The organism is Tolypothrix bouteillei VB521301 (assembly GCF_000760695.4).
Taxonomy (GTDB): Bacteria; Cyanobacteriota; Cyanobacteriia; order Cyanobacteriales; family Nostocaceae; genus Scytonema; species Scytonema bouteillei_A.
Window position 1 is genome coordinate 3,250,116 of sequence record NZ_JHEG04000001.1, and the last position, 12,800, is coordinate 3,262,915.

Consider the following 12,800-nt stretch of genomic DNA (forward strand, 5'->3'; position numbering starts at 1 on the left):
TTAGGGACTTTGGGTAAATTTATATCCACCTGCTACCACCTCAAGAGTCCCTTGTTTCCAACCTTGGTAAATTGGTGTTTTCTTAGCTTGAGAATTTTGATAAACAGCGTAACGATCGCGCCAATCCTGAAAATTGCCATTGCGCCAAACTTTTGGCAATCCTTGAGATTGATACTGTAATTTGACCTTGCCCAACACACCTTTATATTCAACAGTTCGATTGTCAATTTCACTTAAGTTCAAGCGAGATGTCTTTAGGACAGATTGTTGAAATTGCTCCCAATTACCGTGTGTTGCTTTTTCTCCTATTTCCAAAGCAAATCCGCTCATGTTATCATTACCTGTGGCAGTCAAAATTTGGTGATCGGGATATTTTTTGAGAATTTTCTCAGTTGCTGTACTGTTAATTCCTTCAAGAGTTAAATGAATTGGTGTAAGTGCCAGCCAAGTCTTTTCATAACCAATAAAAGTTACGCCTTTTTTAGTTTCTAATTTCACTGACTGAGGTAAAAAAAACTGAAATGGTGCTTTAGGTTTATTGTTAAGCCAAATTATCAAATTACGGTATTGGGCAATGCGATCGCCACCTATAGATGAAGAAGAGATTTGAGTCGGATCTGTCCCCGTTGCTGCAATAAAATAATCAACGCCACGCTTAGAATTAAACGCCATCATCTTAAAACCATTCCAGTCACCGCCAGAACCTTGAGCTAAAGTCCCTATCTGGAAGGTATTTCCAAAATAGAGAGTTTCATAAAATGCTGGCGCAATATCGCCGCCCGGTTTCCAATTTTCATAAGTAGGTTTGGAATTTAGCAATTCCAGTGGTTTGGGAAATTGCTTTCTTGCTAAAGCAACAACTGCTAAAGGTGGACGATAGGTGCTGGTCATTAAATGCACTAAGTCAGGCGAAGGATTGGGATCTGCAAGAGGAGAATCACCAAAATACAGCCCCAATTCATGGGTAGCCAGAGAACACCAAACACAATTTCCCTGGCTGTAATCGCGCTTAGAAGGACCGCCAAATCCACCCCGCCAATATTTAACAGCACCAGACGTCACAAACCAATCCAATGCGGATTTAGCAAGAGATTTGACTTCAGGGTCTTTGGCAAAATCGTAGAGATTGACATAAGTTGAGATAGCGTGTCCCAAGTAGTTTTCGGAATCCCACTCCCCCTGTCCTATTTGGTAAAGAGTGCGAACATTTCTGCTGATACGTTCTTTATAAAGCTTGCGAGTTGCTTCATTTCCTGTTTCTTCAGCAAATAAATACACGGAAATTTCCCGCATTGCTTTTAAATTGTCCGTATTGCGACAGTCTACCCAAGTATCGCAATTATCTGTAGAGTTTGCCCAAAACTGACGCCGATTTGGAAAGCGCCGTGTAAGCGGATCGACTTCGGTTAGGATCTTCATAGCCCGTTTCATTCTCTGGAGATACGATGGCTCGAGATACTTACCAAAGTAAAAGTATTTGCGGACCTGACCTTTGAGAGTAAAACCAGAGTAAAAATCAATTCCCAATGTATGAGCGTGACTTTTAGCATCTGCATCTTCGGACTGTAAAAAGGAAATAGCCTTTTTTTGATTTCCAGCAAGGAAATCAATCATTGCCTTAGGATAGGATCTTTTTTCACTCTCAAAAGATGTAGTGCCATACTTGCTATCTGTCAATTTTGTTAGAGCGTCCTTAGACCGCAACTGAAACTCTTGTTCCATTTGCGGTGTCCACTGATTTTCTGCCTTAACTAGGTTGCAGCCAATGGGAAGACACGTTAATGATATGACAATTATTTTAAGAGTTTTTATCATAATGGTTAGTAGTTAGTCGTTAGTCGTTAGTCGTTGGTTGTTGGTAACCACTGACCACTAACCATAACCACCAACCACTCACTTATTTCTCCTGCAGTCTGATATCAATGACAGTACTATTAAAATTGTAGTTAAAGCCATCTAACTCAATTGGCATGCCAATTTTGACTTTACTGTTACCCAGTACTGGTCCATCTGGCGTAATTTGGGCTTTGCCTTGTAAAGTCAAGAGCATATCAGTACTGAAATTATTAGCTCTTTTATCTGGCAATTCTTTTACAGAACCGTCAGGTTGGGGAACCATAATTGTTCTTGGTAGTACTTGTATCGATTTAATATCAATCGTTCCATAGGGTTGATTGCGGATAATCACTTTCGTCTTACCACCTTTTTCTAACCCTTTTGCGTATAATTGTTCTGGATCGCGGACATTTAATCCCCGAACCACTAAATCTACTTCGATAGGTACTGTTTGACTTCCAACCTGAGCAACGGAACCAGAACCACCAGGAAATAGGAAGATACCGAATATAACGAGCAGAATGACAAGTAAAGCACCAAAATCGAGGATGCTAATTTTACCGAATAAACGACCTTTGGAATCTAAAATAGCCATAACAAGTTTTTCTGATAATGGTAGCAGTATATCTTTAGTAAGAATGCAGCACTTTAATCTATTTTGCAGGACGAAAAGTTATTGGGCGCTGCCGATCGTGCAATAGTCTATCACAACTAGGGGGTAGGGGGTAGGGACAAGGAAGAAGTGCTGATTCCCCATTGCCCATTTCCCAGTCTCTACTTTTAGTGTGCAACTCAAAGAAAGAGAAATTCGTCACATAGTTTTACTTCTACTCAGATTCTCTTAAAACCGGATTGTTATGAACAGGAACCGCTTTTCTACAAACTCCCGTTATTGGCGACGGACTTGGTTTTATCCGTTAATTTCCTTAACAGTTGCTTTAAGTGTGTGCTTAAGTACACCTGTAAAAACTTGGGCCGGGATTGAGCGCTGGATACCGACATTGATACAAGGCGTACAAGTGATTCAGCTTTCCAACATATCCTCTCGCCAAGAGGTTGAGCTTGGCAAGCAGATGAATCAACAGCTAGGTGGTGAAGTCAAATTTTATCGTAACTCCACAATTAGCAATTATGTGGAACAAATTGGCAGAAAATTGGCAGCTAATAGCGATCGCAGCGATCTTCCTTTTACCTTTCAAGTTGTTGAAGATGACAGCATCAATGCTTTTGCTACGACTGGGGGATTTGTATACGTTAATACGGGTTTGATCAAAGCAGCAGACAATGAAGCGGAATTGGCAAGTGTCATGGCTCACGAAATCGGTCATATTGGTGGAAAGCACTTGGTCAAGCAAATGCGGCAAAGAGCACTTGCAAGTGGTGTAGCATCTGCTGCAGGTTTGGATCGTTCTCAAGCAGTGTCGATAGGTGTAGATTTGGCCTTAAACCGTCCGCGCAGTCGTGAAGATGAATACGATGCAGACCAAAGAGGATTGAAAACTTTAACACGCAGTGGTTATGCCCCATCGGGTATGATTTCTTTTATGCAAAAACTTTTAAAACAAAGTTCTGGAACTCCTTCATTTTTGAGCACCCACCCCGCAACAAGCGATCGCATTAAAGCCCTTGAACGTGCTATCGCTTCTCAATCTGGTGGTGGTAATGCTGGTTTGGATAAAGCAGCTTATCAAGCAAATACTAGAGCATTACGTTAGCGATCGCATCGATTTTGAATTGCTACACATTGCTCGTCCCTAACTAACTCATTACGCTCTTCTTCTCTGAAATTTTGCCACCTCGAACTCGGCTGGATCGACAAATGCCAACGCTTCTTTAAGTTGTAGAGTGCGGAGGCATTTGTCTAAGACGTTAACTTGGTAGACCAACTTATTTGTGATGTCAAGCGCTGTCAGCCAGCCACTTCGGGGATGATAAGCACCTGTATCTATATCCAACCATCCTTTGCCTTGCGCCAGCTGACCGGGTGTAACTCCCGGTAAAGTAAAGGTAATTGTATGACCGACAATAATTAATTTATCAGCAAAATAAGGTTTATCTATACTGTGAAATTTGTCTCGCACCCAGCATATCTGCTCGGCTGTTTGTTCTACAAGAGGCATTGAGGGATCGACTCCCGCATGAGCTAACAAAACATCCCCCAAGTCAATATAGGTGGGTAAAGTTTTAAGCCATTCCACATGGTCTTCTGGGATGGTGGCTTGTTTGTAACTTGCGACTGTTGCTTGTCCGCCACTGCACAGCCACGCTTGTACCGTTGACGTAGGAGCTTGTCCGCTAGTTAAAATATTTAATAACATATGCTCGTGATTACCTAACACGCACTCGTAGCGGTTATTCTTCACAAATTCTACAACTTGCGAGCTTTGAGGTCCACGATCGATCAAATCTCCAAGAAAATATATTTTATCGTCTGATATGGGGGCGATCGCATCTAACAAAGTCATCAAACTTTCGTAGTGACCATGCACGTCCCCAATAATGATCCGGCGGTAGCTAGTTGCGCTCATCAGCTCTGTGTTTTAATAACTTTGTCTAATACTTGTGCTACAGATTAAGCTAAATTGATTTCGCAAACACGAGTTACAAATAGCTTAAAAATTATATTTAAGGTAATTATGCCCACATCTGGCTGCTATGTGTCACCAGAGCGATTAATTTGTGACAATTTAATGAGTGTCACTATAGCAATTCATTTGTAACAATTTAGTAAGTTTAGAACCCAAGATTCTCTCAATGGTTGGGTTTTTGACTTTTCAAGCACAAATTAAGATCGCTATAGCTTTTATTCTCACATAAATATTTCACATAATTTTTAACAATATATATACAGCGAAAACTACGCTCTTTATAAAACTACTTCATCAGTATTATTTTGTAAGATTTGTAGGTAGTTAGTAGTTGCTAGGGACACAGCCAGAGTACCGTACAAAGCAGTTTTGCATCAGTACGGGCTAAATTGTTGCGATGTTTTACAAACAACCACTAACGACTCACTACCAATTGGTTATAAATACGCTACTAATGTTTAACTGTCATGGGAAGGCGAACAATAAAAACAGACCCAACTCCTGGTTCGCTTCTGACAGTAATTTCCCCACCCATCATTTGGCAAAAATGACGGCTAATTGCCAATCCCAGCCCAGTTCCTCCGTACTTTTTAGTGGTTGAAGCGTCCCCTTGAGTAAAGGGTTGAAACAGTTGCTGCTGTTGGTGATATGTCATACCAATACCGCTATCTTCAACTGTAAAAGTGATAATTCTAGCAGAGCCATTTTCATACACGCCCTGTTTGTCTTTCTCTATCAACAGCTTAACTTTGCCATTTTTAGTAAATTTAGCAGCATTACTTAACAGATTATATAGAACTTGTCTGAGTTTAGTCTGGTCGGTATGCATGACACCAAGTTCTTCTTCAAAATAGACCTCTAAAACATTGCCATTTTTTTCTACCAACGGCTTCACCGTCATCACTATATTATTAAGCAATGTTGCTAGTTCAAATGTTTCAGGGTAAAAGGTCATTTTCCCCGCTTCAATTTTTGAAAGGTCGAGGATATCGTTGATCAGTGTTAGCAAATGCCTTCCTGCGCCATTAATAGATTCTAGGTCACTGATAAAATCTTCTGCCATGCCAAAATCAGCTGCGTCGTCTTTAAGCAGTTGACTTAAACCAATAATGGCATTCAATGGTGTGCGTAACTCGTGACTGATATTAGCAAGAAACTGACTTTTTGCCTTACTAGCTGCTTCTGCGAGTTCTTTTGCTTGCTGTAGTTCTTTAGTCCGTTCGGAGACTCTTTCAATTAAACGGTTCAGAGATTTGGCTAGCAATCCAATTTCATCTTCAGTACTGACTGGTGCTCGCAAATCAAAGTTCGATTTTTTTGCCACCTGTTCTGCGACTTGTGTGACAAGAATGACTGGTTCGGCAATGGCTCTAGAAGTTCGCCAAGCTATAATTGCAGCGATCGCTACTGATAGCAGCATACTGACTATCACAATTAACCGCTCGACTCCTTTTGCCATCTCTACGTCTTTTGCTATTTCTACCTCTTGTTCTTCCGCAGTCTGCAAAATATTACTCAATTGCAGGCGCAACTGATCGAGTCGGATGGCTGTTTCACCGCCCATGATTTCTAGTAATTGCTCTCGCGCAAACGCAGCACTTTGTGGCTGTTGTGGCTGCTTTTCATACTGTTGTAAAACAGCTTCTATTTGCCAAATGTAGGAGTCTAAGTTACTTTCATATTCCTGTATGACGTTTCGGAGAGTACTTTCAGTAGCGGCTAACTTTCCTGGTTTGCTGTCTAAAAACTCTATAATTTGTTGTTGTAAATTTTTAGCTTTGTCAAAATTCTTAAAAAGGTCAAATCTTTTGTCAGCAAGCCGTTCTGAGTCTTGTATGACAGCAATTATATTCGAGCTGTGTAACTGCGCTCCTATTAAAGCATTTCTGTAGCTAGCCAGCATATGTGTCTGATACCGGGCATGACTTAACTGTCCGGTCTCTATTCCTCGATAGTAGTTAGCGATCGCCACACCGGTTAGGGACCCTAAAAAACCAATGCCAATCGCTAAAAAGTAGCCATAGCCAATCTTTTGATGAATTCGCCAAGAACTGGCTTTGAGTTTGCCTCGGGAGGGAAACTCAATAGTTGGGAGTTCGTCGGAAGAGGGCTGATCGGCTGACACTTGTTTTCTTTCTATGTTGCTGTCAACAGAGGTTGGTTTTTGAGTTTGCATACCTCAAATTCTCCTTGCCCTCCTGCAAAAAACTGGGTGTCTATACAGAGGTTGCAATTTTCTTAATGAACTTATGATTAACACCTACCACTTTATCTTCTTTTTTCTCAAAATTAAGGCGATTATCCGCTTTTAAGCGTAGGTGAAATTTGTGAAATAAAGGCTAAGTTTTGAAGTCTATATGATGAATTTTCTATAAAGTGCCTTTATTCTTACAGATGACAAATTACTCGTAAATTAGACCGGTTCTACTTTTGCAGCTGGAGGGTACGTAAAATTTTATAAAAAATTTACTTCTTGTTGGCTTTCTTTTGCTAGAATTCAGCCTTCACTAACCTCTCCCACTTAATGGCAAGCTGTGCTTTTCGCTTGTGAGTGTCTGTTTCTTTCATGTCAAGTAAATTACTATAGCGGGCATGTCCTCCATTATATGAGAGCGATGGGGATATGCACATTTTTAACAGTTGTTGGGTACAAACAAAAGACTTCTCAATAAAAAAATATCTAATTTGTGGAACGAGTGTTCAAACAATAAATTTTCCTTGAATTGCGGGACGGGTAGCTCTACCCGCCCTTAATGAGTGGGGGCGTTTCCGCTCCCACCCTCAGAAATTTTAGGATGCCGTTTTTGGAAATCCCTTATGCAAGAGCAGCTGACAGAAGATGCTCAACAGCTTGCTTCAGAGCCTCTACCTTATCAAGACGCTCCCAAGGCAAGTCTAAATCGTTACGACCCAAGTGACCGTAAGCCGCGACGTCCTGATAAAAACGTCCGCCTCGTTCATTTGGTAAGTTACGTAGATTGAAGGAGTGGATAATACCTGCAGGACGCAGTTCAAAATGCTGTTTTACTAATTCCAACAAGGTGTCGTCTTCAACTTTACCTGTGCCAAAAGTATCCAACATGATACTTACAGGTCTTGCAACGCCAATCGCGTAGCTGAGTTGAACTTCGCATTTTTCTGCCAAACCAGCAGCGACAATGTTTTTCGCTACATAGCGACAAGCATAAGCAGCACTGCGATCGACCTTAGTAGGGTCTTTGCCAGAAAAAGCGCCACCACCATGACGAGAGTAGCCACCATAGGTATCAACAATGATTTTGCGTCCTGTCAGACCGGAATCTCCTTGAGGACCGCCAATGACAAACTTACCTGTGGGGTTAACCAAAAAGCGAGTTTCATCATCTGGCTTAACATCAATGTCTACAAAAACAGGCTCAACCACTGCCGACCAGAGATCTTGCTTGATTTTAGCTTGCACCTCTGCTTCATCTGTAATTTCACCGATAGTTGCCGAGTGCTGTGTAGAAATCAGAATGGTATCGATACCAACTGGTCGTCCATCCTCATAAGCAATGGTGACTTGTGTTTTTCCATCAGGGCGCAGGTATGGCAAAACACCCGTTTTGCGAACAGCAGCCAATCGGCGGGCAATACGGTGAGCAAGGCAGATAGGCAAGGGCATATATTCTGGGGTTTCGTTACAAGCGAAACCAAACATAATTCCTTGGTCGCCAGCCCCTACTGTGTCAAACAGTTCATCGCTACTTTGCTCGCGGGTTTCTTGAGCGGTGTTGACACCTTGAGCGATATCAGGTGACTGTTCGTCTAGAGCCACAATCACCGCACAGCTGTTAGCAGAAAATCCGTTATCGGCGTTGGTATAGCCAATTTCCGCAATTTTCTTACGAGCAACGTTTACGTAGTTAACATTGGCTTTAGTTGTAATTTCCCCTGTAATTAAAACCAAGCCAGTGTTGACAACCACCTCAGCAGCAACGCGGCTGCTGGGGTCTTGAGAAAGCAGGGTATCTAGGATAGTATCAGAAATCTGATCGCAGATTTTATCCGGATGACCTTCGGTCACTGACTCGGAGGTAAATAGATAACGACGAGACAATGTAATTCCTCCTTAAGAAGGTAACAAGAGCGGACTGAACTAACGTGTCTAATTCGACCGCTTTGATTTGCAATCATAACAATATTTTTAGGATCGGTAATTAGTTTTATACTAATTTTCTCAAAAATCTTACTTAAGCACGATTTTTTTTAAAGTGAGAAGCGCTACCCTACCTTGTTGCCGTGGATTCTTAATATAAGATATCTCAATGTCAAGAATTTAACACTACTGAGAATCAGGGACTGGCGATCGGGAACTTGTACGCTAGTCCGACCTGGAATTTCTCTTGAAGCGTTGGGATGTGAATCCCCATTCAATGAATTCTTTCTGCCCTCTGCTTCCTAGCTCCTTCAATCATTTGAAACTCCCCAAGCAAAAGCAGCTATGCTTGAGGTAAAGCATTTCAGAGCAAATCTGTCACCCTCTACCTTTAGCATAGCTGCCTTCTGCTGTCAGATATCTGACTTGTTAGACTACACTTTAGCTGCCAACTGTGCTTCCTTAGAGGTTAAACGCTCGTAAGCAGCACGCATTTTCAGACCAGTCAGGACTTGGAATAAGCCAGTACCGTTGTTAGATCCAGGGTACTCGCGGTGTTGGAGTAACAAGTGAGTCATTTCACCTTTGTACTTGGTGGAGGTGTTGCTCAAATGAGTCTCTACATAAATGACTTCTTCTAAATTGTCAAATTGACCGTCTATTTCCAATACAGAAACATAGCGACCGTAGTATACATCTGAACCGTAGTACAGCTGCATACCGGGATAAGAACAGGTCAGCTTGCGTCCGCAAGGAGTCCAGTGAATGGTTGAGCCTTCATCAAACAAGTAGATTGGCGCAAACCCTTCTTTCCCTTCCCGTTGGAGCATCCGTACCCGCAGAACTTTACGGTCTTTGTCATCTTTAATAAGATTGGTTGGCAAGACCTGTAGAACCACATCAGCAAATTCTCTTTGTGGTTCAATGTATTTTGAAAAGTCTGGCTTGCGGGAGTTAATCTGAGCGAGGACATCTTCATAGCGGTGACCGCGTTCTGCCATATCACGCTGGATTTTCCAAGCAATCTTGACTTCATCGCTAATATCAAAGTAAACGCTAAAGTCAATCAGCTCTCTGACTCGCTCGTCATAAAGAGGATGTAAACCCTCTACTACGATAATGTGGTTCGGATCGATTTTCTCGGGTGGGTCGATAGTGCCGGTCTCGTGGTTGTAAATCGGCTTCATAATCGATTGACCTTCTTTGAGCGCTTTGATTTGCTCGTACATCAGGTCAAAATTGTTTGCTCTTGGGTCAAGTGCCGTAATACCCGTTTCTTTACGCTGCTTGCGATCTAAAGAATGATAGTCATCCAAACAGATGACAGTCATCAATTCTTCACCGAATAAATCTATTAGGCGACGCAAAAACGTAGATTTACCGCATCCGGAGTCTCCGGCTACTCCAATTAACACCACGCGTTCCGGCTTACTAGTCATAAATCTCCTCTTGATACTAAAGATGAATGATTCAATAATTTTTTCTTGCGTTTCGTTTTGTTTTGTTTCAATCCTCAAGCCAGGAGTGTACCCCAATGGTTTATCCTGCGTTCTTGCCCTCCAACAACGCACTAACAAGTATGACGGGATGAAACTTTAGCAGTTTTTACCCGCCTGATATAGTCAACTTTGTTGCTGGTAAGTATTTAATCCTAGTGTTAAATTGAATTGTAACAGAAGGGTGTTATCTATACAAGGTTGATTAACCTTGATTTGATCCCCTAATTTTTAGATTGGGGGATATTTTGAGTGACACTCTGATATCCACACGAGTTGGATACCAGTAAAAATACACTGCTTGTGAAGATATATCTTTCAGTTTACTATGTGTCGTCTTCAATGGAAGTTTTTGTTTTTAAGAATCTTGAATTATTTAGCAACCTTCCAGATATCTCAAGCCAAAAATTATGGATTTTATTAAGGTGTGATGAAAATCACCAAGTTTTGTCTTGTGACTTTAAAGTCCATGCCCAACAGGATTGTACGTGTTTTCCCTAAAGACTAACGGTGGTTGACAGATTTTTAAGTTCGCGTAAAACTAATTTGTAGTTGTGTATGCTGGGTCTACTTCTACCAGGATTTTGTTACTGCACTGACTCCGTGTTGTGGAATTACTCCCAATGGCGGATATAGGTTTCAGTAAAGAATGTTCTGTGTGAAAACCCTCAGTGAATTTCTGAGGTAACAGTAAGACAGCGGTACTCAATTTTGGAAAAGTCAAACAAATTACAATTATTTTTGATTTACGATTTTCAAAAAAATGAGTAATTGATGAGATTTCCCGATATTGAATGCCCTTGGGGCTGTGCTAACCGTGAAAAATGAGAAGATATTCCTCCTTATGAGAGTTGTACTTCTCAAAAAAAACATTAAATTGACTCATTATTAACATTCTCTCAAGGGCTTATCCTCTACCTTAGAAGGTCAGGGATGGTCGGAAATCCTGGGCTAAACAATCTACATAGGATAAAACCAAGAGATTGTTAGACTTGAATCTGAACAGCATAAGTCCCAAGAGAACTCGTTTTTAACCCAGACACGGTGTACCGTTCCTACAAGAGAGTTTCTCGTTGCAGGCGAAGCGGAAAATGTGAAAGGGAAATGGCGGTAACGCCAACAATGAGGAGAACAGGACTATTCGTCCATAGCCCCTTCCCACCCATAAGAGAGCTTCGCTCTTTACAGGGAAGAATTTCAGTAAGCAGGTGTGTTTTGCAATGCCTATATGTCTGGGGTGAGTATACGTAATTCAGATATTGGCAAGAAAAAGACCGCTTTTTCCATTTATCAGATAATTGCTCCAACTTGCTAGAAGAGAGAGCACTGCACTGGTATTGTGGTGAAAAGGGTTTGTATGACAATAGGTTAAGTAGAGATCGGAGTGGTAGAAGTAATGTACATCAAAGGTGCCGTTGAAGGTGCTGCCAACACAGAATCAGGTAGCCGCGTCTTCGTATACGAAGTGGTGGGTCTGCGTCAGAGCGAAGAAACTGATAAAACGAACTACCCAATTCGTAAAAGTGGCAGTGTGTTCATTAAAGTGCCGTACAACCGCATGAACCAAGAAATGCGGCGTATCACTCGCCTTGGCGGCAAAATTGTTAGCATCCAGCCCATAAACGTTTTAGAACAGCTTAATGGGCAAGCTCCCAATAGTAACGCCACATCTGGTGAGAATGCTAGCAGTAAAGCAAATGGTAAAGCCACACCTGTAGCTGAGCAACAGCCCAAGAGTAAGGACAACAAAGGCAACACCATGACTCAAGCGAAAGCTAAAAAAGACGCCCACGCTGACGTTCCCGTAAATATTTACCGTCCCAACGCTCCTTATATCGGTAAAGTTATCTCTAACGAGCCGTTGGTTAAAGAAGGCGGTATTGGTCTTGTTCAACACATTAAATTTGACATTTCTGGTGGTGATTTACGATACATCGAAGGCCAAAGTATCGGCATTATCCCTCCTGGTGTAGACAAGAACGGTAAACCAGAAAAGCTCAGACTGTATTCCATCGCCTCAACCCGTCACGGTGATGATGTAGATGACAAAACAGTCTCTCTTTGCGTGCGCCAGCTAGAGTACAAACACCCAGAAACAGGCGAAACAGTCTATGGTGTTTGCTCCACATACTTGTGCAACATCAAGCCAGGTGATGACGTAAAAATCACAGGTCCGGTTGGTAAAGAAATGTTATTACCAGCAGACAATGATGCTAACGTCATCATGATGGCAACAGGAACGGGTATTGCTCCCATGCGTGCTTACCTGTGGCGGATGTTTAAGGATAACGAAAGAGCCGCTAATCCAGAATACCAGTTCAAAGGTTTCTCTTGGTTGATTTTCGGTATTCCTACAAGCCCCAATATCCTGTACAAGGAAGAACTCGAAGAGATGCAGCAAAAGTATCCCGATAACTTCCGCCTCACCTACGCTATCAGCCGCGAACAGAAAAATGCTCAAGGCGGTAGAATGTACATCCAAGACCGTGTAGCAGAACACGCTGATGAACTTTGGCAGTTAATTAAGAATGAAAAAACCCACACTTACATCTGCGGTTTGCGCGGAATGGAAGATGGTATTGACGCAGCCCTCAGTGCTGCAGCTGCTAAAGAAGGTGTAACCTGGAGCAACTACCAAAAAGAAATCAAGAAAGCCGGTCGCTGGCACGTTGAAACATACTAATTGTAAAGACGCGCCATGCCACAATCTAGTAAAGACGCGCTATGACACGTCTCTACATTAATAATATAATGAGTAGGTAA

The 12,800-nt window shown here is 41.9% G+C and carries 8 protein-coding genes; 2 read left to right on the forward strand and 6 right to left on the reverse strand.

What is annotated here, in order from left to right; all coding sequences use genetic code 11:
• Together HC643_RS12960 and HC643_RS12965 are read right to left on the reverse strand one after the other, a co-directional pair.
• Positions 1-1,722 (reverse strand): hypothetical protein, encoded by a 1,722-nt coding sequence (locus HC643_RS12960; RefSeq protein ID WP_038079678.1) that lies wholly within the window; start codon positions 1,720-1,722, stop codon positions 1-3.
• Between the two features lie 175 nt (positions 1,723-1,897).
• Entirely contained in the window at positions 1,898-2,431 is a 534-nt protein-coding gene (locus tag HC643_RS12965) for a DUF4330 domain-containing protein (RefSeq protein ID WP_038079676.1), read from the reverse strand.
• Between the two features lie 262 nt (positions 2,432-2,693).
• On the opposite strand from HC643_RS12965, the gene HC643_RS12970 reads away from it, so the two are divergent.
• Positions 2,694-3,551: a M48 family metallopeptidase gene (locus HC643_RS12970; protein ID WP_038079673.1), complete on the forward strand. Its 858-nt coding sequence runs from the start codon at positions 2,694-2,696 to the stop codon at positions 3,549-3,551.
• A 51-nt stretch (positions 3,552-3,602) separates the two neighbouring features.
• Here the strand turns inward: HC643_RS12970 and HC643_RS12975 are convergent, their stop codons facing one another.
• The 4 genes from HC643_RS12975 to HC643_RS12990 all read right to left on the reverse strand — a co-directional run bounded on the left by HC643_RS12975 (position 3,603) and on the right by HC643_RS12990 (position 9,980).
• Positions 3,603-4,364, reverse strand: coding sequence for a metallophosphoesterase family protein (locus tag HC643_RS12975; RefSeq protein ID WP_038079670.1), 762 nt, complete (start codon positions 4,362-4,364; stop codon positions 3,603-3,605).
• A 511-nt stretch (positions 4,365-4,875) separates the two neighbouring features.
• Entirely contained in the window at positions 4,876-6,600 is a 1,725-nt protein-coding gene (locus HC643_RS12980) for a sensor histidine kinase (RefSeq protein ID WP_050045741.1), read from the reverse strand.
• Positions 6,601-7,239: 639 nt separating this feature from the next.
• Positions 7,240-8,502 (reverse strand): methionine adenosyltransferase, encoded by a 1,263-nt coding sequence (metK, locus tag HC643_RS12985; protein ID WP_167844674.1) that lies wholly within the window; start codon positions 8,500-8,502, stop codon positions 7,240-7,242.
• A 473-nt stretch (positions 8,503-8,975) separates the two neighbouring features.
• On the reverse strand, positions 8,976-9,980 hold the full coding sequence (locus HC643_RS12990) for a phosphoribulokinase (protein WP_038079753.1): 1,005 nt from the start codon (positions 9,978-9,980) through the stop codon (positions 8,976-8,978).
• A 1,453-nt stretch (positions 9,981-11,433) separates the two neighbouring features.
• Here HC643_RS12990 and petH point away from each other — a divergent pair.
• Entirely contained in the window at positions 11,434-12,720 is a 1,287-nt protein-coding gene (gene petH, locus HC643_RS12995; protein ID WP_038079668.1) for a ferredoxin--NADP reductase, read from the forward strand.
• Positions 12,721-12,800: the final 80 nt, after the last annotated feature.